At 62.0% G+C, this 23,621-nt stretch carries 25 protein-coding genes; 13 read left to right on the top strand and 12 right to left on the bottom strand.

Translation table 11 applies throughout. The features are described 5' to 3' along the window. Positions 1-59 precede the first annotated feature (59 nt). The 7 genes from DL1_RS03220 (at position 60) to DL1_RS03190 (ending at position 6,430) form a co-directional block, all read left to right on the top strand. Positions 60-818, top strand: coding sequence for a methyltransferase domain-containing protein (locus DL1_RS03220; RefSeq protein WP_038062414.1), 759 nt, complete (start codon positions 60-62; stop codon positions 816-818). Positions 819-1,142: 324 nt separating this feature from the next. Continuing rightward, positions 1,143-1,703: a F0F1 ATP synthase subunit delta gene (locus tag DL1_RS03215; RefSeq protein WP_038062413.1), complete on the top strand. Its 561-nt coding sequence runs from the start codon at positions 1,143-1,145 to the stop codon at positions 1,701-1,703. Further along, positions 1,704-3,233 carry a F0F1 ATP synthase subunit alpha gene (atpA, locus tag DL1_RS03210; protein ID WP_038062412.1) on the top strand — a complete coding sequence of 510 codons (1,530 nt, stop codon included), beginning with the start codon at positions 1,704-1,706 and terminating at the stop codon, positions 3,231-3,233. A 21-nt stretch (positions 3,234-3,254) separates the two neighbouring features. Further along, complete coding sequence (locus tag DL1_RS03205; protein ID WP_038062411.1) at positions 3,255-4,133, top strand: F0F1 ATP synthase subunit gamma; 879 nt, start codon at positions 3,255-3,257, stop codon at positions 4,131-4,133. Positions 4,134-4,153: 20 nt separating this feature from the next. Then, complete coding sequence (gene atpD / locus DL1_RS03200; protein ID WP_038062409.1) at positions 4,154-5,572, top strand: F0F1 ATP synthase subunit beta; 1,419 nt, start codon at positions 4,154-4,156, stop codon at positions 5,570-5,572. Between the two features lie 9 nt (positions 5,573-5,581). Continuing rightward, entirely contained in the window at positions 5,582-5,983 is a 402-nt protein-coding gene (locus DL1_RS03195; protein WP_038062407.1) for a F0F1 ATP synthase subunit epsilon, read from the top strand. A gap of 96 nt (positions 5,984-6,079) precedes the next feature. Continuing rightward, the gene (locus DL1_RS03190; protein ID WP_038062404.1) at positions 6,080-6,430 is read left to right on the top strand and encodes an H-type lectin domain-containing protein; all 351 of its coding nucleotides are present in this window, start codon (positions 6,080-6,082) and stop codon (positions 6,428-6,430) included. A 22-nt stretch (positions 6,431-6,452) separates the two neighbouring features. Here the strand turns inward: DL1_RS03190 and DL1_RS03185 are convergent, their stop codons facing one another. After that, the gene (locus DL1_RS03185) at positions 6,453-7,346 is read right to left on the bottom strand and encodes a LysR family transcriptional regulator (protein ID WP_038062401.1); all 894 of its coding nucleotides are present in this window, start codon (positions 7,344-7,346) and stop codon (positions 6,453-6,455) included. A 126-nt stretch (positions 7,347-7,472) separates the two neighbouring features. Between DL1_RS03185 and DL1_RS03180 the strand changes: the two genes are divergently transcribed. Beyond that, positions 7,473-8,291 carry a VOC family protein gene (locus DL1_RS03180; protein WP_038062399.1) on the top strand — a complete coding sequence of 273 codons (819 nt, stop codon included), beginning with the start codon at positions 7,473-7,475 and terminating at the stop codon, positions 8,289-8,291. Positions 8,292-8,348: 57 nt separating this feature from the next. Here DL1_RS03180 and DL1_RS03175 read toward each other — a convergent pair whose 3' ends face one another. The 9 genes from DL1_RS03175 to DL1_RS03135 form a co-directional block, all read right to left on the bottom strand. Beyond that, positions 8,349-9,815, bottom strand: coding sequence for a mannitol dehydrogenase family protein (locus DL1_RS03175; RefSeq protein WP_051693281.1), 1,467 nt, complete (start codon positions 9,813-9,815; stop codon positions 8,349-8,351). Position 9,816: 1 nt separating this feature from the next. Continuing rightward, positions 9,817-10,578, bottom strand: coding sequence for an L-iditol 2-dehydrogenase (locus DL1_RS03170; protein ID WP_177195333.1), 762 nt, complete (start codon positions 10,576-10,578; stop codon positions 9,817-9,819). Continuing rightward, the gene (locus DL1_RS03165) at positions 10,578-11,573 is read right to left on the bottom strand and encodes an ABC transporter ATP-binding protein (protein ID WP_038062394.1); all 996 of its coding nucleotides are present in this window, start codon (positions 11,571-11,573) and stop codon (positions 10,578-10,580) included. Before DL1_RS03165 ends, DL1_RS03170 begins: the two co-directional genes overlap by 1 nt. 10 nt (positions 11,574-11,583) lie before the next feature. Continuing rightward, positions 11,584-12,414 carry a carbohydrate ABC transporter permease gene (locus DL1_RS03160; protein WP_038062391.1) on the bottom strand — a complete coding sequence of 277 codons (831 nt, stop codon included), beginning with the start codon at positions 12,412-12,414 and terminating at the stop codon, positions 11,584-11,586. 3 nt (positions 12,415-12,417) lie between these two features. Then, positions 12,418-13,290, bottom strand: coding sequence for a carbohydrate ABC transporter permease (locus tag DL1_RS03155; protein WP_038062388.1), 873 nt, complete (start codon positions 13,288-13,290; stop codon positions 12,418-12,420). An 83-nt stretch (positions 13,291-13,373) separates the two neighbouring features. After that, on the bottom strand, positions 13,374-14,693 hold the full coding sequence (locus DL1_RS03150) for an ABC transporter substrate-binding protein (protein ID WP_038062385.1): 1,320 nt from the start codon (positions 14,691-14,693) through the stop codon (positions 13,374-13,376). Between the two features lie 132 nt (positions 14,694-14,825). Further along, positions 14,826-15,788 (bottom strand): sugar-binding transcriptional regulator, encoded by a 963-nt coding sequence (locus DL1_RS03145; protein WP_038062382.1) that lies wholly within the window; start codon positions 15,786-15,788, stop codon positions 14,826-14,828. After that, on the bottom strand, positions 15,785-16,453 hold the full coding sequence (locus DL1_RS03140) for an HAD family hydrolase (RefSeq protein WP_038062379.1): 669 nt from the start codon (positions 16,451-16,453) through the stop codon (positions 15,785-15,787). The genes DL1_RS03145 and DL1_RS03140 overlap by 4 nt, the downstream gene beginning before the upstream one ends. Before the next feature lies 1 nt (position 16,454). After that, on the bottom strand, positions 16,455-17,210 hold the full coding sequence (locus DL1_RS03135; RefSeq protein WP_038062375.1) for an SDR family NAD(P)-dependent oxidoreductase: 756 nt from the start codon (positions 17,208-17,210) through the stop codon (positions 16,455-16,457). 105 nt (positions 17,211-17,315) lie between these two features. Here DL1_RS03135 and DL1_RS03130 point away from each other — a divergent pair, with 105 nt between their 5' ends. Further along, a complete protein-coding gene (locus tag DL1_RS03130) occupies positions 17,316-17,618 on the top strand; it encodes a YciI family protein (RefSeq protein ID WP_038062372.1) in 303 nt (100 codons plus the stop codon). A gap of 111 nt (positions 17,619-17,729) precedes the next feature. On the opposite strand, the gene groL is transcribed toward DL1_RS03130, so the two are convergent. Beyond that, complete coding sequence (gene groL / locus DL1_RS03125; RefSeq protein ID WP_038062369.1) at positions 17,730-19,376, bottom strand: chaperonin GroEL; 1,647 nt, start codon at positions 19,374-19,376, stop codon at positions 17,730-17,732. 64 nt (positions 19,377-19,440) lie between these two features. Next, the gene (gene groES, locus DL1_RS03120; RefSeq protein ID WP_038062366.1) at positions 19,441-19,728 is read right to left on the bottom strand and encodes a co-chaperone GroES; all 288 of its coding nucleotides are present in this window, start codon (positions 19,726-19,728) and stop codon (positions 19,441-19,443) included. A 182-nt stretch (positions 19,729-19,910) separates the two neighbouring features. Here groES and DL1_RS03115 point away from each other — a divergent pair, with 182 nt between their 5' ends. The 4 genes from DL1_RS03115 (at position 19,911) to DL1_RS03100 (ending at position 23,612) form a co-directional block, all read left to right on the top strand. Then, positions 19,911-20,912 (top strand): TraB/GumN family protein, encoded by a 1,002-nt coding sequence (locus DL1_RS03115; protein WP_051693280.1) that lies wholly within the window; start codon positions 19,911-19,913, stop codon positions 20,910-20,912. 76 nt (positions 20,913-20,988) lie between these two features. Continuing rightward, the gene (locus tag DL1_RS03110) at positions 20,989-21,909 is read left to right on the top strand and encodes a manganese-dependent inorganic pyrophosphatase (RefSeq protein ID WP_038062363.1); all 921 of its coding nucleotides are present in this window, start codon (positions 20,989-20,991) and stop codon (positions 21,907-21,909) included. A gap of 252 nt (positions 21,910-22,161) precedes the next feature. Then, entirely contained in the window at positions 22,162-23,040 is an 879-nt protein-coding gene (locus DL1_RS03105; RefSeq protein ID WP_038062360.1) for a TIGR01459 family HAD-type hydrolase, read from the top strand. Positions 23,041-23,168: 128 nt separating this feature from the next. Next, the gene (locus tag DL1_RS03100) at positions 23,169-23,612 is read left to right on the top strand and encodes a MaoC family dehydratase (RefSeq protein WP_038062844.1); all 444 of its coding nucleotides are present in this window, start codon (positions 23,169-23,171) and stop codon (positions 23,610-23,612) included. The last annotated feature ends 9 nt before the right edge of the window (positions 23,613-23,621 follow it).

The following is a 23,621-nucleotide window of genomic DNA, read 5'->3' as shown; positions in this document are numbered from 1 at the left end:
GTTTTCCAGAACTTTGGCTATTTTAAGGGCAAGCTACGCTCAAGGAGGCACCCGGCGCAATGCATCTCGATGTGCTCGACCTGCGGAATTTCTATTACCGAACGCAACTTGGACGCGCCGCGCAGCGCGCGATCCGCGACAAGGTGGAGACGATGTGGCCCGCAACGGCGCCCTCGCTCGCGGGGCAGACGGTGGCGGGGTTCGGCTTTGCGGTGCCGCTTTTGCGCCCCTATCTGGAGCCCGCGCGCCGGGTGATCGGGCTGATGCCGGCGGGGCAGGGGGTGATGCCATGGCCCGCAGGCCAGCCCAATGTCTCGGTGCTCTGCGAGGAGACCCGCTGGCCGCTTGAGACGGGCCGCGTCGACCGGCTGATCGTGATGCATGGGATCGAGACCTCGGACAATACCGATGCGCTGATGGCGGAATGCTGGCGGGTGCTGGGGCCGGGGGGGCGCGCGCTGTTCATCGTGCCCAACCGCGCAGGCCTCTGGGCCCCGCGTGAGACGACGCCCTTCGGCTTTGGCAAGCCCTTCACGCCGGGCCAGTTCGATCAGCTAGCAAGGCGCTCGGGCTTTGTGCCGGAACGCCAGATGGCCGCGCTCTATATTCCGCCCAGCCATCGCCGCTTCTGGCTGCGCTCCTCGGCGATGTGGGAGCAGCTTGGCACCCGCGTCTCGGGGGTGCTGGCGGCTGGGGTGATCTTGCTTGAGGTCTCAAAACAGGTCCATGCCCGCCCCAATAACGGCGTGGGCGCGCGGATGCGCAAGCCGCTTTCGATCCTCGAAGGGGCGGTCAAACCGGTGAGCGACCCGGCATAAAAGCGCTCTGCCATGGCTTCCCATGCGGCAAGGCGGGGCGTGAATCACTCAAGAGGTGATTTTCGAACTGCGGTCACAAACAGCGCAAAACGTGACTGTTCCTGAATAAATCAGCATCAAGGCTGTCACCTTATCGCGACGAAGGTCGAATTGGGGAGCTTCTGCTCACATTCTCGTGCTTAAGACGGTTGCGAGGGGGGAATTGCTCTGCTACTCACCTCTCCGATATGCGGCGCAGGAGCGAAATTCCAGTGCCGGGGGAGCGCTCTCTCTCCGGGACCAATAAGGTTACGGGCGGGGGCAACAAGCATCGGAAGGGTGGACGTGTCCGAACCAGCTTCGATTTCCGCAAGCATCGCCGGGCGCTATGCGCTCGCAATTTTTGATTTGTCGCGTGAGGCCAATGACGTCAAAGCGCTCGAGGCTGATGTCGACGCGCTGAGCGCGGCACTCGAGGGCTCGGATGAGCTGCGTGAAGTGATCGCCTCGCCGATCTACACGCGCGACCAGCAGTCGGGTGCGATTGCAGCACTTGCCCAGAAAATGGGGCTGTCGGCGCCGATGGGCAACGGGCTGCAACTGATGGCGGCCAAACGGCGCCTGTTCACGCTGCCGCAACTCTTGCGGAGGCTGAACGCGCTGATCGCCGAAGAGAAGGGCGAGGTGACCGCTGATGTGGTCTCGGCCTCTGAACTGTCGGCAGCTCAGGCGAAATCCTTGGCCGCGACGCTGAAGAAACAGACGGGCAAGACCGTGAAACTCAACACCGCTGTCGATGAAAGCCTCATCGGTGGCATGATCGTGAAGCTTGGCTCGCGTATGATCGACACGTCGATCAAATCGAAACTCGCTTCTCTCAAGAACGCCATGAAAGAGGTCGGATAAATGGGCATCCAAGCAGCTGAGATTTCTGCGATCCTCAAGGACCAGATCAAGAATTTCGGGCAGGACGCCCAAGTCGCTGAAGTCGGTCGTGTGCTGTCGGTTGGTGACGGTATTGCGCGCGTCTATGGCCTCGACAACGTCCAGGCCGGTGAGATGGTGGAATTCCCCGGTGGTATCCGCGGGATGGCGCTGAACCTCGAATCCGACAACGTCGGTATCGTGATCTTCGGCTCCGACCAGGACATCAAAGAAGGCGACACCGTCAAGCGCACGAACTCCATCGTGGACGTGCCGGTGGGCGAGGCCCTGCTGGGGCGCGTCGTGGACGGTCTGGGTTATGCAATCGACGGCAAAGGCGCCATCGAGAGCAAAGAGCGCCGTGTGGCCGACGTCAAAGCGCCGGGCATCATCCCGCGTAAATCGGTGCATGAGCCGATGGCCACCGGCCTGAAATCGGTCGACGCGATGATTCCGATCGGCCGTGGCCAGCGCGAGCTGATCATCGGTGACCGTCAGACCGGCAAGACCGCAATCGCGCTCGATACGATCCTCAACCAGAAATCGTATAACGACGCCGATCCGGCCAACAAGATGCACTGCTTCTACGTGGCAATCGGGCAGAAACGCTCGACCGTGGCACAGCTTGTGAAGAAGCTCGAAGAGACCGGCGCGATCGAATACACGACCGTGATCGCCGCGACCGCCTCGGACCCCGCTCCGATGCAATATCTCGCCCCCTATACCGCGACCGCGATGGCGGAATATTTCCGCGACAACGGCATGCATGCGCTGATCATCTATGACGATCTGTCCAAGCAGGCTGTGGCCTATCGCCAGATGTCGCTCCTGCTGCGCCGTCCGCCGGGTCGTGAAGCCTATCCGGGCGACGTGTTCTATCTCCATTCGCGCCTGCTCGAGCGTTCGGCGAAGATGAACGAGGAATTCGGTTCGGGCTCGCTCACCGCACTTCCGGTTATCGAAACCCAAGCGGGCGACGTGTCGGCCTATATCCCGACCAACGTGATCTCGATCACCGACGGTCAGATCTTCCTCGAGACGGAACTGTTCTATCAGGGCGTGCGTCCGGCTGTGAACACCGGTCTGTCGGTGTCGCGCGTCGGCTCCTCGGCCCAGACCAACTCGATGAAAGCTGTGGCTGGTCCTGTGAAACTGGAGCTTGCCCAGTATCGCGAGATGGCGGCCTTCGCACAGTTCGGTTCGGATCTTGATGCGGCAACGCAAAAGCTTCTGAACCGCGGTGCGCGTCTGACCGAGCTGATGAAACAATCACAGTATTCGCCGCTCACCAACGCGGAAATCGTGGCTGTGATCTTTGCGGGTACGCAGGGCTATCTTGACGATATCCCGGTGGATCAGGTGCGCCATTTCGAAAAAGGGCTGCTTGATTACCTGCGCAACTCGCGCAAGGACATCCTCGATTGGCTGACCCAGGACGATCCCAAGATCAAGGGTGATGCTGCAGACAAGCTCAAAGCCGCTCTCGACGAATTCGCCAAGACCTTCGCGTGATTGGCCTGAAAGGACAGGGACATGCCCAGCCTTAAGGACCTTAAAAACCGGATCGGAAGCGTCAAGAACACGCGGAAGATCACCAAGGCGATGCAAATGGTCGCCGCAGCCAAGCTGCGCCGTGCCCAAGAGGCCGCCGAAGCTGCACGCCCCTATGCCGAACGGATGAATGCCGTGATGGCGGGGCTGGCAGGCTCGGTGAAAGGGTCGGACAATGCGCCGCGCCTGCTCAATGGGACGGGCTCGGACAAGATCCACATGCTTGTGGTGATGACCGCCGAGCGGGGCCTGTGCGGTGGCTTCAACGCCAATATCGCCAAGCTCGCACGCCAGCGTGCCAACAAACTTCTCGCCGAGGGGAAAGAGGTGAAAATCCTCACCGTCGGTAAGAAGGGCCGCGACTCGCTGCGCCGGGATTTCGGCCAGTATTTCGTGGGGCATGTCGATCTCAGCGACGTCAAACGGTTGAGCTATGATGACGCGCAATCCATCGCGCGCGATCTGACCAGCCGCTTCGACGCAGGTGAGTTCGACGTGGCGACGATCTTCTTCTCGACCTTCCAGAGCGTGATCGCGCAGACGCCAACGGCCAAGCAGATCATCCCGGCCTCGTTTGAGGCGGAAGACGGGGAGGAAGCGCCGTCGGTGAACTACGATTACGAACCCTCCGAGACGCAGATCCTCGCCGATCTGCTGCCGCGCGGGGTTGCGACGCAGATCTTCACCGCCCTGTTGGAGAACGGGGCCTCGGAGCAGGGCGCACGTATGTCGGCTATGGACAGCGCCACGCGAAACGCGGGCGAAATGATCGACAAGCTGACGATCGAATACAACCGCTCGCGCCAGGCCGCGATCACCAAGGAACTCATCGAAATCATTTCGGGCGCTGAGGCGCTCTGACGGAACCGGAGAAAACCCTCATGGCAAGCAATGGCAAGGTAACCCAGGTCATCGGCGCCGTCGTGGACGTGCAGTTCGACGGCGAGCTGCCCGCGATCCTCAACGCGCTGGAAACGGAAAACAACGGCAAGCGGCTGGTGCTCGAAGTGGCGCAACACCTGGGCGAAAGCTCGGTGCGTGCGATCGCAATGGACGCAACCGAAGGCCTCGTGCGCGGCGCGGCTGTCAAAGACACCGGCAAGCCGATCTCGGTGCCGGTTGGCACGGCCACGCTGGGCCGCATCCTCAACGTCATCGGTGAGCCGGTGGACGAGAAGGGCCCGGTCGAGGCGGATGAGTACCGTCCGATCCACGCACCCGCCCCCGATTTCGCCGATCAGGCGACCGAGGCGCAGATCCTCGTCACCGGCATCAAGGTGATCGACCTGCTCGCCCCGTACTCCAAAGGCGGCAAGATCGGCCTGTTCGGCGGCGCAGGTGTTGGCAAGACGGTTCTGATCCAAGAGCTGATCAACAACATCGCGAAAGTGCACTCGGGTCTGTCCGTGTTCGCCGGTGTGGGGGAGCGGACTCGTGAGGGCAACGACCTCTATCACGAGATGATTGAATCGGGCGTTCTGACCCCCGACAACCTGCCCGACTCCAAAATCGCGCTGGTTTTCGGCCAGATGAACGAGCCTCCGGGCGCACGTGCGCGGATCGCGCTGACCGGCCTGACCTTGGCCGAGCAGTTCCGCGATGCAACCGGCACCGACGTCCTGTTCTTCGTCGACAACATCTTCCGCTTCACGCAGGCGGGCTCGGAGATGTCGGCACTTCTGGGCCGGATCCCGTCGGCTGTGGGTTACCAGCCGACGCTGGCCACCGACATGGGTGCGATGCAGGAACGCATCACCTCGACCAAGAACGGCTCGATCACCTCGATTCAGGCGGTCTACGTGCCTGCAGATGACTTGACCGACCCGGCACCGGCCACGACCTTCGCCCACCTTGACGCAACGACGGTTCTCAACCGCGCGATTTCGGAGCTGGGTATCTACCCGGCTGTGGACCCGCTCGACTCGACCTCGCGTCTGATGGATCCGCTGATCCTCGGTGAAGAGCATTACCGCGTGGCGCGCGACGTTCAGGAGATCTTGCAGCGTTACAAGGCCCTTCAGGACATCATCGCGATCCTCGGCATGGACGAGCTTTCGGAAGAGGACAAGCTGACCGTGTCGCGTGCGCGTAAGATCCAGCGCTTCCTGAGCCAGCCCTTCGACGTTGCAAAAGTCTTCACCGGCTCGGACGGCGTTCAGGTGCCGCTCGAAGACACCATCGCCTCGTTCAAGGCTGTCGTGGCTGGCGAATACGATCACCTCCCCGAGGGCGCCTTCTACATGGTCGGCGGCATTGAGGATGTGAAAGCGAAAGCCGAAAAACTCGCCGCTGCGGCGTAAGGAGGCGTTATGGCCGATAGCATGCAATTCGATCTCGTCGCGCCCGAGCGCAAGCTCGCCTCTGTCGAGGAAGCGATCGAGGTCATGGTTCCGGGCGCCGATGGCGACCTGACGGTGATGCCCGGCCACGCGCCGATGCTCACCACGCTGCGGCCCGGCAAGCTGACGCTCGTGACCCGGACGGAAACCTATAGCTACGCTGTGACCGGCGGCTTTGCAGAGATCACCCCCGAGGGGGTGACCGTGCTGGCCGAGCGCTCGCTGCCCGCTGAGGAATTCACCAAGGAAGTGCACGACCATCTCATCGAGGAAGCCCGGCGCGTCCACGAAGAGGCACATCCTTCGGTGGCCGATCTCACCGCCAAGCTTTTGGCGGATATGGAGGCCATGGGCACCCATATGACGCTCTGAGCGACATGAACATCATCCAAGAAGCCTCGGTTTTTCCGGGGCTTTTTTCTTGCGTCACGGGCAGCTAGTCTGGGGCCAGTTCAGGGAGTCTCAGCCATGATTACCATCGAAAGCCATCGGGTCGGGTTGCAGCAGGGCTCCATGGTTCTGTTTTCCGATTATCAGGATGGCGGCGCAATGTGGACCGGAGACGGCCCGCGTGAGCTGCGCAAGCTGGTCGAATTTCCCACCGCATTTCGCGAAACACCGATGGTGCATGTCGCGCTCTCGATGTGGGATATCGACCAGAAGCATAATGGACGGATGGATATTTCCGCCGAGATGGTGACGTCCGAGGGCTTTGTCGTTGTGTTTCGGACCTGGGGCGACAGCCGGGTCGCGCGGGTGCGTGCCGATTGGCTGGCAATTGGCGCGGTCGGTCACGACGACGACTGGGACATCCAGTGAGCCGCGCGCGCATCTTTTGAGTTTACGCCGAGAGGCCGCGCAGATCTTGGGCTGCAAATTCGATCAGCGCGCGCAGTTTTCGGGGCAGGGCGGGACCGTCGAGATAGACCGCATGCAGCGTGCGCTCGGGCAGCGCGAGCCCCGGCATCAACGCCTGAAGCCGCCCCGCCGCGATATCCGGCCCCAGCACAAAATCCGGCCCAAAAGTGATACCGTGACCGGCCAGCGCCAGCTCGCGCGCCGCGCGCGCCGAGTTCACCCGCAGCGCAGGCCGGATCCGGATCTCGCGCGGCGCCTCTGCCGTGCCGATGGTCCAGAGCGCGCGTTGCCCGTGATTGGTGTCGTGGATACAGGCGTGATCGGTCAGCTCTTCGGGACGTGAGGGCACGCCTGCGCGCGCCAGATAGGCAGGCGAGGCCGCGATCTTCATGCCAAACCGCGCGAGCCTGCGGGATTTGAGCGCGCTGTCTTGCAGCCGCCCGATCCGAAACGCGAGGTCGATCCCTTCGCTGGCCAGATCGACATGGCTGTCCGAGAGCCGCAGATCGATCTCAAGTGCTGGATGCGCCTGCACGAACCGTGCGAGCATCGCCGCGATATGGCTTTCGCCGAAGGTGACGGGGGCCGAGATCCGCAAAAGCCCTGAGTAGCCGCGCGTCTGCTCGGTCACGTCCCCCAGCATCGCATCGAGCCCGTCGAGCCAATCCGGCGCTTGGGCCAGCAACCGCTCCCCCGCCGGGGTCAGCCCGACCCGCCGCGTCGTGCGCTGTAACAGACGTGTGCCCAGCCGTGCCTCCAGCTCGGCCACATATTTCGAACTCAGGCGGTTCGAGATGCCCATCCGCTCGGCGGCCGCCGTGAAGGAGCCCGTCTGGGCGGTCGCGACAAAGGCGCGAAGCTGATCGGTGAGATCCATGAAATTACGCACATTATGTGGATAGTTATTCGCTATATTCACCATTTTATTGGCAAATGAAAAGGCCGATATATCAGAGGACCAGAAGATACCGGGCCACGGCCCCACACCAATCAGGAGAGCGAGATGGCAACCAGTGATGCAAGCCTACAGATCGGGGATGTCACGCTGATCGTGCATGATCTTCCCGCAGTGGCCCAATTCTATGAGAAAATCATCGGTTTGGAGCGGATCTCTGCAGATGCGTCCGAGATTGCCTTGGGTGTCGAGGGCCAGGTGATGGTGCGCTTGCGCCGCGATGCGCAGGCTGCACGCACCAGCCCGCGCGAGGCGGGGCTGTTTCATACCGCTTTTCTTCTGCCCGAGCGCTCCGATCTGGGTGCATTTCTGTCCCATCTGTCGAAGATGGGGCAGAGCCTTGAGGGGGCCTCCGATCACAAGGTCAGTGAGGCGCTCTACCTGTCCGATCCCGAAGGCAACGGGGTGGAGATCTATCGCGACCGCCCGCGCGCTGAATGGCCGCTCAAGAACGGCGAGATCGCGATGACGACCGATCCGATTGATCTGCAAGACGTGGCTCGCGCCGCTCAGGCCGAGTGGCGCGGCGCGCCCGCAGGCACGGTGATCGGACATGTTCATCTGCGGGTGGGCGCGCTTGATCCGGCGGAGCTGTTCTACCGTGATATCCTGGGCCTGCCGGTCACGACCCGCTATCGGTGGGCGAATTTCCACGGCTGGGACGGCTATCACCACCATATCGCGACCAACATCTGGCACAGCAAGGGGGCGGCACCGAAAACTTCCCCGCGCACCGGGCTGGCCGAGGTTGGTCTGCGCGGCACGCCCGAGGCGCTGGAGGCCCTTGTGGCGCGCGCAGGCGCAAATCCGGTCGATCCTTGGGGGCTGCCCTTTGCCTTGCGCGAAAAAGAAACGGCCCCCGCCTGAGCAAGGGGCCGCAAGTCGGCTCGGCAGGCCCGGTCGCGTCAGACCGGGCCGGTCAGATCATCGCGCGAGATAATCGGCGATGACCGCCTGCGAGCCCCGGTTCCAGACATCTTGCAGCGTCTGGCTGAACTGCGCGACCAACGCCTCATTCTGCGCAAGATCGCCATAGATCTCGGGCATTTCGAGCCACGCGGCGGGGCGGTCTTGAGCGAGGATGGCCTGCGCCTGAAGCCGGTCCCAGCTTGGGTCGTTGGGCGCGATCTCGGCGCCGCTTTCGGTCGTCCCGAAACAGTAGCGGCACCACAAAGCGCTCTCGAGGATCAGACCCGAACAATCGAGCCCTTTCGCCAGCCGGTCGCGGATCGAGCGGATGATAAACTTGGGCTGACGGTTCGAGCCGTCGAGACACAGCCTGCGGATCGTGTCGGCCACTTCCGGGTTCGAGAAGCGCTCGATGATGAGCTGTTTATAGGCCTCAAGATCGGTGTCGGGGACGGGCGGTACGATGGGCAGGATCTCGTCGGTCTCGATCTTGTCGAGGAAGGCGCGGATCTGTTCATCGGCCATCGCCTCATGGGCGAACTCAATATCGCGCAGCCCGGCCGCATAAGCGATAATCGCATGGCCGCCATTGAGAATGCGGATCTTCATCGTCTCGAAACGGTCCACCTGATCGGTGAAGGTGACGCCCACTTTCTCAAGCGCGGGACGGCCTGCGGGGAAGTTGTCCTCCATCACCCATTGCCGGAACGGCTCGCAGGTGACGGGGGCCGCGTCCTCAAGGCCGAAGCCTTTCGCCAGCGCGCGCTCATGCGGGCCGGTGGCGGGGGTGATGCGGTCGACCATCGAATTGGGGAAGGCGACATTGGCCTTGATCCACTCGGCCATCTCCGGGTCCGAGAGCTGCGCCAGCCCGCAGACCGCATCGCGCGTGACATGGCCGTTATGGGGGACGTTGTCGCAACACATCACGGTGAACGGGTGCAGACCAGCGGCGCGTCGCGCTTTCAGCGCCGCGATGATCGCGCCAAAGGCGGTGTTGGGCGCCTCTGGATTGGCGGCATCGGCCTGAATGTCGGGATGGGACGGGCTGAACGTGTCGGTCTTGGGGTCGATGTAATAGCCGCCCTCGGTCACAGTGAGCGAGACGATGCGGATCGCGGGATCGCTCATTGCAGCGATGAGCGCCGCATTGCCCGCCTCGACGGCCACAAACCCGGTCATCGCCCCGATCACGCGGGCCGATTTGGCCGCCGGGTCCAGCTCAATCACGCTCGAAAGCCCGTCTTGGGCGAGCAGGGTTTCACGCATCTTGGCGTCACCCGCGCGCACCCCCGCGCCCAGAAGCGCCCAGTCATGGCCCTCCCCAAGCGCGAAGAGATCATCGAGATAAACCGCCTGATGGGCGCGGTGGAAATTGCCGCAGCCAATATGGACGATCCCTGGCGTAAGCCCCGCGCGGTCATAGCCGGGGCGGGCGACATCGGGGGGAAGCGCGTTCAGCGTTGCGTTCGAAAGTGTCATATCAGCTCATCCAGTTTCCGCCATCGACGTTGAACGTCTGGGCCACGATGTAATCGGCCTCCTGCGAGGCGAGGAAGACGGCCATGCCGGTGAGGTCTTCCGCCGTCCCCATACGTCCGAAGGGCACCGCGGCGCCGACCTCTGTCTTCTTCTGGCCCAATGGCTTGTTTTCATATTTGGCAAAGAACGCATCGACGCCGTCCCAATGCTCGCCATCGACGACACCGGGGGCGATGGCGTTCACGTTGATGCCATGCTCGATCAGGTTCAGCCCCGCCGATTGGGTGAGGCTGATGACGGCGGCCTTAGAGGCGCAATAGACTGCAACCAGAGCCTCGCCCCGCCGCCCGGCTTGGCTGGCCATGTTGATGATGCGACCGCCACGACCTTGCGCGATCATCTCGCGGGCGCAGGCTTGCATCATGAACAAGGTGCCCTCGACATTGATCTTGAAGACACGCGCGTAATCTTCGCGGCTGATCTCGACGAGAGGGGCGGCGGTGAAGATCGCGGCGTTGTTGATCAGGATGTCGATCCCGCCTGAGACGCGCAGCGCGGCCATTGCAGCCTCGATGCTCTCGGGATCGGTCACGTCCAGCCGGACCGCAACGGCGCCGATCTCTTCGGCAGTCTGTTCGGCACGGGCGATGTCGATATCTCCGATCACCACATCCGCGCCCTCGGAGTTATATTTCTCCGCAAAGGCCCGTCCGATACCGCGGGCGGCACCGGTGATGAGCGCGCGTTTTCCTTTAAGTCGCATCAGATTGCCATCCCTTGTGCGTCAAAGCGATGAAGTTGGGACTCGTCGGGCGAAAGGTAAGCGGTGTCGCCCGCATGCAGTGAGACCTCGCCATCGCCGCGCACATTGATCAGCCCGTGCTCGGTCTCGACATGCAAGAAGGTGTCCGACCCGAGGTGCTCGGAGACCGTCACCTTGCCCTTCCAGCGCCCTTCGGTCGCGGAGACAAGCGTGTGTTCGGGGCGGATGCCGATGGTGTGGGCATCGTGTTTGGCCGCCTCGGCGCCTTCGATGAAGTTCATCTTGGGCGAACCGATGAAGCCTGCGACGAAGAGATTGCGCGGCGAGCGGTAAAGCTCCAGCGGAGAGCCCACCTGTTCGATATGGCCCGCGCGCAGCACGACAATCTTGTCGGCCATGGTCATCGCCTCGACCTGATCGTGGGTCACATAAACCATCGTGGTCTTGAGCTTCTGGTGCAGCTCGGAGATTTCGAGCCGCATATTCACCCGCAACGCGGCATCGAGGTTCGAGAGCGGTTCATCGAAGAGGAAGGCTGCCGGTTCGCGCACGATGGCCCGCCCGATAGCGACCCGCTGACGCTGACCGCCCGAAAGCTGGCCCGGACGGCGTTCCAGATAGTCCCCGAGATTGAGGACGCGCGCGGCATTCTCGACCTTCTCCTTGGCGACAGCCGGGTCGATCTTGGCCATCTTGAGCGGAAAGGCGATGTTCTTGCGCACCGACATATGCGGATAGAGCGCATAGGATTGGAACACCATCGCGAGGCTGCGCTTGGCGGGCGGCAGATCGGTGGCATCCGCGCCGTCGATCTCGATATGCCCGCCCGACACATCCTCAAGCCCGGCGATCAGCCGCAGCAGGGTGGATTTGCCGCAGCCCGAGGGGCCGACGAAGACGACAAACTCGCCCTCGTCGATCATCAGGTCCAGAGGCGGGATGACTTCCACGTCGCCAAATCGCTTCGTGACGCCCTTGAGTTCAATCTGTCCCATGGGGATCTCCTTATTTCACAGCGCCGAAGGTCAGACCGCGCACCAGTTGCTTCTGGCTGAACCAGCCGAGGATCAAGATCGGTGCGATGGCCAGCGTCGAGGCGGCAGACAGTTTCGCGTAGAACAGCCCTTCGGGGCTTGAATAAGCCGCGATGAAAGCGGTGAGCGGAGCGGCTTTGGCCGCGGTCAGGTTGAGCGTCCAGAAGGCCTCGTTCCATGCGAGGATGACGTTCAAAAGCAGGGTCGAGGCGATGCCCGGAATGGCCATTGGCGTGAGCACATAGATGATTTCCGAGCCAAGCGTGGCCCCGTCCATGCGGGCGGCCTCGAGGATGTCGTTCGGGATTTCCTTGAAATAGGTGAACAGCATCCAGATCACGATCGGCAGGTTCATCAGGCACAGCACGATGATCAAACCGATCCGCGTGTCGAGAAGCCCCCAGTCGCGGAACATCAGGTAGATCGGCACCAGAACGCCCACGGCAGGCATCATCTTGGTCGACAGCATCCACATCAGCACGTCCTTGGTGCGCTTGCCCGGCACGAAGGCCATGGCCCAGGCGGCGGGGATCGCGATGACAAGGGCAAGGAACACCGAGCCAAACGAGATCACCACCGAGTTCATGAAGTGACGGAAGTAGTTCGAGCGCTCAAAGACAGTGTGGTAGCTCTCGAGCGTCCAGCCTGAGGTGAGGACCTGAAGCGGGGCCCGGATCGCATCGCCCTCGGTCTTGAACGACAAGATGATCGTCCAGAGGATCGGGAAGAAGATCAGGAAGGCCATCACCCATGCGATGATCGACATGATCACGCGACGGCGGTTTGAGACTTTGCGTGCCATGGATCAGGCCTCCAGGTTCTTGCCGATCATCCGCATCAGGAAGATCGCAACGATATTGGCAAGGATCACCGCAACCACGCCGCCGGCCGCACCGCCGCCCACGTCGAATTGCAGCAGCGACTGGACATAGACGAGATAGGTCAGGGTGGTGGATGCATTGCCCGGACCGCCATTGGTGGTCACGAGGATCTCGGCGAAGGTCGAGAGCAGAAAGATCGTCTGGATCAGGATCACCACGGTGGCGGCGCGCGACAGATGCGGCACCATGATGTAGATGAAGCGCGACCAGATGCTGGCCCCGTCCATCTCGGCGGCCTCAAGCTGCTCGGAATCGAGCGATTGCAGCGCGGTGAGCAAGATCAGTGTGGCAAAGGGCAGCCATTGCCAGGCCACGATGATCGTGATCGACAAAAGCGGCGCATGCGCGAGGTAATCATAGGGCTGGAAGCCGAAGAACTCGGAGATATAGCCAAATATCCCGTTCACCGGATTGTAGAACATGTTCTTCCACACCAGTGCCGAGACGGTTGGCATCACGAAGAAGGGCGCGATCACGAGGATCCGAACGATGCCTTGTCCAAAGACCGGCTGATCGAGCAAGAGCGCCAGCAACATGCCACCGATGACGGTGATCAACAGCACCCCTCCGACCAGCGCCAGCGTGTTCCAAAGGGCGGTAAAAAAGGCCGGATCGGTGAGGAAATACTCGTAGTTCTGAAAGCCGACGAACCCGGTTTGGCCCGGCATCAGAAGATTGTAGCGCTGGAACGAGAACCAGATCGTCATGCCCAGCGGCACGGCCATCCACAGGAAAAGAAGGATGACGGATGGGGAAATCATAAGACGCGCGGCTGAGCGCGAGGCTTGTGTGGACATCGGTCCGGCTCCGGCAATGAAAGGGGGCAGGGGTGTCAGGGCGACCAGACCCAAAAATGGTCGCCCCGACGGGAGGAGGCTGATTACTTGATGTAACCGGCCTTCTTCATTTCGCGCTCAGTCAGGCTTTGCGCGCTTTGAAGGGCTTGGTCAGCCGACATCTGGCCTGCGAGGGCCGCCGAGAACTGCTGGCCCACGGCGGTACCGATGGCCTGGAACTCGGGGATGGCGACGAATTGCACGCCCGTATAGGGAACCTTGCTCACCGAGGGGTTCTTGGGGTCAGCCGCGTCGATCGACTTGAGCGTCAGATCTGCGAACGGAGCTGCTTCGGTGTATTTGGGGTTATTGTAGAGCGAGGTGCGCGTGCCCGGAGGAACGTTTGCCCAACCCTCTTTGGAGGCGACCAGATCGGTGTACTCCTTGGACGTTGCCCATTCGATGAAGGTCTTGGCGGCCTCTTCCTTCTTGGTGCCAGCCGGGATGGCGAGCGTCCACGACCACAGCCAGTTGGCGTTCTTGTCCACGCCTTCCTTATGCGGCGCCATCGCGAAGCCGACATCTTTGGCAACCGTCGAGTCCTTGGGGTTGGTCACGAAGGACGCAGCCACCGTGGCATCCATCCACATGCCGCATTTGCCCTGCTGGAACAGCGCGAGGTTCTCGTTGAAACCATTGGAGGACGCGCCCGGAGGACCGTAATTGTTCATCAGGTCGAGATAGGTGGTGAGCGTCTCTTTCCACGGTGCCGTGTCGAATTGCGGCTTCCAGTCCATGTTGAACCACGAGCCACCCATGGAGTTGTCCATGGCGCTCAGGAAGGCCATGTTCTCGCCCCAACCGGCTTTGCCACGCAGGCAGATGCCGTAGATGCCCGCATCCTTGTCGGTCATCGCGGCGGCGGCTTTCTTGATGAAGGCCCAAGTCGGCTTTTCGGGCATTTCCAGCCCGGCTTTCTTCATCAGGTCCTTGCGATACATCGTAAACGAGCTCTCGCCGTAGAACGGCAGCGCGTAAAGATGATCATCCACCGTCAGACCCGAGCGGATCTTGGGCAGGATGTCGTCCACATCGTAGCTTGCGGGCAGATTGTCGAGCGGCACGAGCCAACCCTGCTTGCCCCAGATCGGTACTTCATAGGTGCCGATGGTGAGCACGTCGAACTGACCGCCTTTGGTGGCGATGTCCGTGGTGACCTTCTGGCGCAGAACGTTCTCTTCGAGCGTCACCCATTCAACTTTGATGTCGGGATGCTGCTTGTAGAAGTCATCCATCAGGCCCTGCATGCGGACCATGTCACCGTTGTTCACGGTTGCGACGGTGATGGTGGTTTCGGCCGCGGCGGCAGTTGCAAGCGCGCCGAGGGCGCAGGCGCCGAGGAGCGCCCGAAGTGTCAATGTCATGATATCCTCCCAGATATTCTGAGCAAATGCCCAGTCAGTGGGAAAATACTCAATCACTGGCGCGTGTCTGTCAATCTTGATCTGCTCACAAGAACGCGAATTCTACAGGTCTGGGATTTTTCTCTTTTTGTTTCAGATGGTTGGCGACAAAATCGCGCGGGCGGTCATTTCGTCGGTGACAAGCCCGTTGATCAGCCGTCCCGTGATCGCACCGCGAATCGCGTCCACTTTTGCCTGTCCGGCCGCGAGCCCGATCACCGGCGCCGCGCGGCCCGGGCTGATCGGATAACCGCCGATCCGGGCGCAGACCGGGGTGCGGATATATTGCCCCGACGCATCGTAAGGCGTGCCGACGATCTCGCCCACGGCACCGGCTTGCTGCAGCTCGTCCAACTCGTCTTCGGTGATGAACCCGTCCTTGTAGAGCGGCGCATCCGGGCCCATCTGGCCGATGCCGACGAAGGTGGCATCGGCCGCCTCGGCCAGCTTGCGCACCGCCTGCACGGGCTTGAGCCGGGCAAATAGCACCCGCTCCTCGGCGGTTTCGGTCACAACCGGCAGCAGCATCGGGTAATGCGGCATGCGCAGCTTGTCGGCCATCCGCATGATGACGTCGAAGAAGGTCGCCGAGCCATCGGGTGCAATGTTGCCGATCAGCGAGACGATCTTGTGCTGGGTGGCCGGGCGCTGCATCACCTCGCCCACCATGGCCGAGAGCGCGCGTCCGGTGCCGAAGGCGATCACCTGCGGATCGGGGCGTGCGAGGATCCGCTCCAGCAGGGTCGCGGCCAGAGGGGCGGTGGCGCGCGCGCTGTCGCCGCGCTCGCCCAGCGAGGGGGCTACGCGCACGGTTTGCAGATCGAAGTTGCGGAGAAGTTGCGCTTCGAGTTCCAGACAGGCACCGATCTTATGCTCAATACGCACCCGCACCAACCCGTCCGACACGGCCCGGCTCACAAGGCGCTGCGCGCGCTGGCGCGACACCCCCATCTCGGCGGCGATCTGATCTTGCGTCATGCCGCCCACGTAATACAGCCAGCCGGCGCGGGCGGCTTCATCCTCGCGGGTGGTGTCGACCTCGAGTGTCCGGTTCATTGCGTGCTCTCCATTCCCGGTCCAATCTGGAAGAATTCCGCGAAAGAGGCAAATTCCTTTGTCGGTGTGGCATCCTCGGGGCGCAGCAGGCGGCGGCCCTGCAGATGCGAGCCGCCGGTAAAGCGCCAGACCGTCATTCCCGCCGCGCGACCTGCGCGAACGCCCGTCAGACTGTCCTCGATCACGAGGCAGCGGGCGGGGTCGGCACCCATCTGCCGGGCTGCGTGCAAGAACAGATCCGGGGCGGGCTTGCCATTGGCCACCTCGCTTGCGGTGAAAATCCGGTCGCGGGTGAGCGCGCCCAAGCCCACGATCTCCAGCGAGCGCCGCGCGCGGGCAGGGCTTGAGGAGGTGGCCACGCACCAAGGTTTCGCGAGCCGTTCCAGCACATCTTGCACGCCGGGGATGATTGTCAGGTCATCCTCGAAGGCTGTGAGTAGCCGCTCGCGATAGCGGGCCTCGAAATCGCCTGGCAGATCGAGCCCGAATTCGCGTCGGATCTGCTGCATGACGGTGGGGTAGGAGCGGCCCAGAAAGTTCCGCGTCACATAGTCCAGATCGATCTGGACGCCGAGCCCGTCCAGTTCCTCGATCAGCATCCGAGCCGAGATAATCTCAGAATCGATCAGCACGCCGTCGCAGTCAAAAATGCACAAATCGAACATTTTAGGTCTTTCTGAGCGCCGGAAGCCCGATGCCAGTTGCACCAAACCCACCATCGACCGCCAGAACCTGCCCGGTCACATAGCTGGCCTTATCCGAGGCGAGAAAGCCTATGACCTCGGCGATTTCGCGCTCAGATCCGTAGCGGTTGAGCGGGATCGCGTCGTGATAGGCGTCGATGATATCTTGGCTGTGGACGGCCATCGCAAGCTTTGTGCGCACAGGGCCGGGCGCCACCGCGTTGGCGCGGATACCCAGCTCGCCAAGCTCCACCGCCTGTTGCTGCGTGAGCGCATTCACCGCCGCTTTCGAGGTGCCATAGGCGACCCGCAGCGTCGAGGCGCGCAGACCCGAGATCGAGGAGATGTTCACAATGGCGCCGCGCGCTTTCGCGAGATGCGGCGTCAGTGCCTGCGTGACCAGAAACATCCCGTCGAGATTGGTCGACATCACGCGCCGCCAATCCGCAAAATCGGTGTCACCAATCGGCCCGAACATCGCGACACCGGCATTGTTGACCAGCGCCTTGAGACCATATTGCGCGATGTGCCCGACCTCTTCGGCCATCATAGCGACCGACTCCGGATCGGAGACATCGCACAGGATCGGGTGCACGCCGTTGAGCTCGGCGCTCGCCGCCTCAAGCGCCTCGCCATCGCAATCCAGCATCACGACCTGCCAGCCCATCTCCAAAAAGACCTGCGTCGTGGCCAGTCCGATTCCGCGGGCCGCGCCCGTTACCAATGCAAGTTCGATCATCTGGTCCTCCTCATTTTCGCCAGACGCTAGCGCGGCGATCGGGGGAAGTCGACAGCGCAGAGGGCCACGCTATCTTGAGGGGGCAATTTGCAAGGAACACATGACATGGCACTACTTTCCGAAGGGCAGCATCTTTTCGTGGCAGAGCTGAGCTATCTCGCGCCGATGGAGGAGGTCGACGCGCTGATCGGCCCGCATCGCGCCTTTCTCAAGGATCAATATGCGGCGGGGCATTTTCTGGCATCGGGCGCGAAGGTCCCGCGCGACGGCGGCGTAATAATCGCGATCGGTACGGATATCGAGGAGATCGAGGCGCTGTTTCGGCTCGACCCGTTCTACACCTCGGGCGTGGCGCAATACCGGGTGATCGAGTTCAACCCGACCATGGTGGCCGACGGCCTGCGCTGAGCCATGCGGGGGGCCGGGCCTAATCCCAGCGCGCCTGTCCCAGCTCTCACGATATGAAAAAGGGCGCCCCGAGAGGCGCCCTTTCCCTAGTCCCTGAACGGGAGCGGATGATTACATCATGCCGCCCATGCCGCCCATGCCACCCATGTCGGGTGCGCCGCCGCCATTGCCTTTCGGCTCGGGCTTCTCGGCAACCATGGCTTCGGTGGTGATCAGCAGGCCTGCGATCGAGGAGGCATCCTCAAGCGCGGTGCGGGTCACTTTGGCCGGGTCGATAACGCCGAACTTGAACATGTCGCCATATTCTTCGGTTTGCGCGTTGAAGCCGAAGTTCAGATCGTTGCTTTCGCGGATCTTGCCTGCGACGACAGCACCGTCGACGCCTGCGTTCTCAGCGATCTGACGCAGCGGCGCTTCGAGCGCACGGCGCACGATGGCGATACCGGCTTCCTGATCGGAGTTGGCACCTGCGAGGTCGTGGAGCACTTTCGCGCCCTGAACCAGAGCCACACCACCACCGACAACGATGCCCTCTTGGACAGCGGCGCGGGTTGCGTTGAGCGCGTCATCGACGCGGTCTTTACGCTCTTTCACTTCCGTTTCGGTCATGCCGCCGACGCGGATGACAGCAACACCACCGGCCAGTTTGGCCACGCGCTCTTGCAGTTTCTCACGGTCGTAATCCGAGGTGGTTTCCTCGATCTGGGTGCGGATCTGAGCCACGCGGGATTCGATCTCGGCCTTGTCACCTGCGCCGTCCACGATGGTCGTGGCTTCTTTGGTGATTTGGACTTTCTTGGCGGTGCCGAGCATGTCCATACCGACATTCTCAAGCTTCATGCCAAGATCTTCCGAGATCACCTGACCGCCGGTCAGAACAGCGATGTCCTGCAGCATGGCTTTGCGGCGATCGCCGAAGCCCGGTGCTTTGACGGCTGCGATTTTCAGGCCGCCGCGCAGTTTGTTCACGACGAGGGTCGCAAGTGCTTCGCCTTCGACATCTTCCGCGATGATCAGCAGCGGCTTCTGGCTCTGGATCACTTGCTCAAGCAGCGGAACCATCGGCTGAAGCGACGAGAGTTTCTTTTCGTGCAGCAAGATCAGGCAGTCGTCGAGATCCGCGATCATCTTGTCGGGATTGGTGACGAAGTAGGGCGAGAGGTAGCCGCGGTCGAACTGCATGCCTTCGACGGTTTCGACTTCGGTCTCCATGCCGCGGGCTTCTTCCACGGTGATCACGCCGTCATTGCCGACTTTCTGCATCGCGTCTGCGATCATCTTGCCGATGGCTTCTTCGCCGTTGGCCGAGATGGTGCCGACCTGTGCGACTTCTTCCTGACCCGAAACGGGGCGGGCAGCAGCTTTGATCGCTTCGACGACTTTGGCGGTTGCCAGGTCGATGCCGCGCTTGAGATCCATCGGGTTCATGCCGGCTGCGACCGACTTGAGGCCGTCCTTGACGATGGCTTGTGCGAGCACGGTGGCGGTGGTGGTGCCGTCGCCTGCTTCGTCATTGGTGCGCGAGGCCACTTCTTTGACCATCTGTGCGCCCATGTTCTCGAACTTGTCGCTCAGTTCGATCTCTTTGGCGACCGACACACCGTCTTTGGTGATGCGCGGCGAGCCGAAGCTCTTTTCGATGACGACGTTACGGCCTTTCGGGCCCAGCGTAACTTTCACCGCGTCTGCGAGAACGTTGACGCCCTTGAGCATCCGGTCACGTGCGTCGGTGGAGAATTTGACGTCCTTGGCTGCCATGTCTGTTGGCTCCTTGACTGTAGATATTGTTGGAAATCAGTAGGATCAGCGAAGCGCGGGCGCTTTACGAGATGATGCCCATGATGTCGCCTTCTTTCATGATGAGCAGTTCCTCACCATCGAGCGTGACCTCGGTGCCCGACCATTTGCCGAACAGGATTTTGTCACCGGCTTTCACGGAAGGTGCGATCAGCTCGCCCGAGTCCTTGCGTGCGCCTTCACCGACTGCCACAATCTCGCCCTCGGCGGGCTTTTCTTTGGCGCTATCGGGGATGATCAGACCACCCTTGGTTTTTTCTTCGCTCTCGACGCGTTTGACCAGCACGCGGTCATGCAGCGGTTTGAATGCCATCTGGCTCACTCCCTAAGGTTCCAGGTTCAAATCTTTTAGCACTCGCCTATCGTGAGTGCTAACGATGCAGGAGTTAGTCACTGCCCCCCCATGCTGTCAACTCCCGAAATTGGAAAAAATTGCACCTCCCTCTGGGCGCTTTCTCTCTTTGCGCGGGCGGGGCGGCATGGCACATTGCGGCCATGAAAATCACCCCCTTCCTGCGCCGCCTCGCGGCCTCTGTCTGGCTGGTTGCGCTGGCGCTCCCGGCTTCCGCGCAATGCACCGGCACAAACCTCTTTGATGCGATGCCTGCCTCCGAGCGCACGCGGCTGACGCTGGCCGCCCATTCCGCGCCGTTCGCGCAAGGGCTGCTGTTCGAGGCGCGCAAGGACGGGATGATGATCACGCTGGCGGGCACCTATCATCTCCCCGATCCGCGCCATGCCAAGCTCTCGCGCAAGGTGGCCGATGCGCTCAAGGGGGCCAAGCAGTTGCTGGTCGAGGCGGGCCCCAAGGAAGAGGCGCGGCTGCAAGAGGCGATGACCTCCGATCCCAAGCTGATGTTCTCGAGCGGTCCGACCTTGCCCGAGCTGCTCTCGCCCGAGGATTGGGCCCGTACCAAGGACGCGCTTTCGGCCCATGGCATGCCCGCCTTTCTCGCCGCCAAGATGCGCCCGGCTTTCGTTGCGATGACGCTTTCGCTACCGCCCTGTGCGGTGCGCGAGATGGGCTCGGGCGAGATGGGGCTCGATAAGGTCTTGATGCAAGATGCCAAGACGGAGGGCGTGCCGGTGCACGCGCTGGAGCCTTGGGATACGGTCTTTGCGCTTTTCAACGCGATCAGCCAGCGCGAGTCGCTCGAGATGCTGCGCGCGGCGGTGATCGGCGCGCCGCTGGCCGATGATATGGGCGTCACCATGGCGGATTTATATTTTCGCGGCGAGCCCCGTCTGATCTGGGAGCTGGCGCGGGCACAGGCAATCGATGGCGGCATGAGCGCCAAAGAGGTGGACGCCCAGATGAAGCTCTCCGAGGATCTGCTGATGGTGGGGCGAAACCGCAACTGGCTGCCCGAGATCGAGGCGGCGGCCAAGGCCGGTCCCGTGGTGGTCGCGGTGGGCGCGCTGCACCTGTCAGGCAAGGCCGGGCTGCTGGCGCTGCTGCGCGCGGATGGCTGGAAGATTTCGCGCCTCGACGGTTGAGACGGCGCATGGGTGACAAGCCCCGCGGCACGGCCTATAACGCGCGCGAAATATCAGTCTGTCCGAAGGATACCCTATGACCACCAAGGTTTTCGGCCACAAGGCCCCCGATACCGATTCCACCGGCTCGCCCATCGCCTGGGCATGGTATCTGCGCGAGGTGAAAGGCATCGACGCCAAGCCCTGCCTGCTGGGCCAGCCCAATACAGAGGCTTTGTTCGTGATCAGCCATTGGGGTCTTGAGACGCCCGAGATCATCTCGGATGTTGCCGAGGGCGACAAGGTGGTGATCGTCGACACCAACAACCCCGCCGAGCTGCCCGCGAGCATCAACAGCGCCGATATCGTGCAGATCATCGACCACCACAAACTGACCGGTGGGCTCGAGACCAAAGGCCCGATCGATATCACGATGCGCCCGCTCGCCTGCACCGCCACCATCCTTTATGACCTGATGGGCGAGGATATCGCGAAGGCGCCGAAAGGCGTGAAAGGGGCTATGCTGAGCTGCATCCTGTCGGACACGCTCGAATTCCGCTCGCCCACCACAACCGATCACGACCGCGCGGTCTGCGACGCGCTCGCAGCCGATCTGGGCGTCGATATCGGCGATCTGGCCGCGAAGATGTTCGAGGCGAAATCCGACGTGTCGGCCTTCTCCGATGCCGAGCTGTTGCGCATGGATTCCAAGGAATACGCGGTCGAGGGCACCAAGTTCCGCGTCTCCGTCCTTGAGACCACGGCCCCCAAGATGGTGCTCGACCGCAAGGCCAGCCTGATGGCCTCGATGGCGGATGTGGCCAAAGAGGACGGCGTGGATCAGGTGTTGCTCTTCGTGGTCGATATCCTCAACGAAGAAGCGACGATGCTGATCCCCAATGATCTCGTCAAAACCGTGGCCGAGAAAAGCTTCGACGCAAACGTCGAAGGCGACACGGTCGTGCTGCCCGGAGTGATGAGCCGCAAGAAGCAGATCATCCCGGCCCTTAAACTGTAATCGGGCGAGGGGGCGCTGCCCCCTCACGGCCAAACCCTGCGGGATTTGGCCGCTCACCGCCGGGATATTTGGATCAAGAGGAAGGGGCACCGGTCCTGTCTTCCTCGTGTCGGAAATATCCCGGGGGAGCCTGCCTTGGGCAGGCGGGGGCGGAGCCCCCGGAAACCTCGGACCCTGCCTGCGCGTTGGATCCCGTCATCTGCCTGCCACAGGCGCGGCCTAAGGCAGTCCTGCAATCATGAAAGGCCGAACATGACCACGATCATCCAGTCGCTCTCTGAGATTTCCGAACCCTATGACGCGCTGTTTTGCGATCTCTGGGGATGTCTGCACAATGGCGTCGAGCCCTTTGCCGAAGCCGTTGTCGCCTTGCAGGATTTCCGCGCGCGCGGCGGCAAGGTCGTGCTTTTGACCAATGCCCCGCGTCCGGCAAAATTCGTGCAGGCCTCGCTGGATCGGATGGGCTGCCCGCGCGATGCCTATGACCTGATCGTCTCCTCTGGCGATGCGGCACAAGATGCGATGCTGGCAGGGGCTGTCGGGCGCAAGGTCTGGCATCTTGGGCCGGAGAAGGATGACGGGTTCTTCACGGAAATCCCGGACGAATGGCAGGGCCAGCCCGGGGTCGAGCGTGTGGATTTCGACGATGCGGAAGGGATCATCTGCACCGGCCCGTTCGATGAGCAGACCGAGGCGCCCGATGATTATCGCGCGAAATTCCTGCTCGCCAAGACGCGCGGTCTGCCGATGCTCTGCGCCAATCCCGATATCGTCGTGGATCTGGGCGACCGGCGGATCTATTGCGCGGGCGCGCTTGCGGCCTTCTACGAGGAGATGGGGGGCGAGGCGCTGTATTTTGGCAAGCCCCACCCGCCGATCTATGACATGGCGCGGCGCAAGCTGGCCGCGATTGGCGGAGCCAGCGACGGCCGGATCCTTGCGGTTGGCGACGGGATCAACACCGATGTGGCAGGCGCTGCCGGAGAGGGAATTGATTGTCTCTTCGTCACCGGCGGTTTGGCCCATGACCAGTTCGGCCCGGATCGTCAGGCACCGGAGGCCAAGCTTGTCACAGCTTGGCTTGAGACTCGTATGAAGGATCCGCTCTATACGATTGGCATGCTGCGCTGAGATTGTCGTCGTAATTTTATTACGACCGCAGCCCTTTTCCCGGAAATAAATTACGCGCCCATATTGCGTGTGGCGCGTGATCTGTTATGCTGCACCGCAACATGACCTTCCGGTAGGGACGAATGGATATGCTCGATAATCTGCCCCGTGGCACCATCTGCATCGAGGATCTCGAGATTGGGATGCAGCGCTTTCTGCGCAAGGAAGTCACATCTCGCGATATCGAGATGTTTGCCGAAGTCTCGACCGACCGGAATCCGGTTCACCTTGATGATGCCTATGCGCAGGATACGATTTTCGAGGGACGGATCGCGCATGGCATGCTTAGCGCCGGATTGATTTCAGCGGTGATCGGAGAGCAATTGCCCGGTCACGGCACGGTCTATCTGGGCCAATCGCTCAAGTTCATGGCGCCCGTGCGGCCCGGCGATGTGGTCCGCGCGGAGGTGACAGTCACCGCCATCGATCATGCGCGGCGTCGGGTGACGCTTGAAACCCGCTGCACAGTGGGCGATACGGTGGTCGTGAAGGGCGAGGCGCTGGTTCTGGCGCCCTCGCGCAAGTTCGACTGATCCGGCCTC

Origin of the sequence: Thioclava dalianensis (assembly GCF_000715505.1) — a bacterium.
GTDB lineage: Bacteria > Pseudomonadota > Alphaproteobacteria > Rhodobacterales > Rhodobacteraceae > Thioclava > Thioclava dalianensis.
This window is presented reverse-complemented; position numbering and strand designations above follow the sequence as displayed.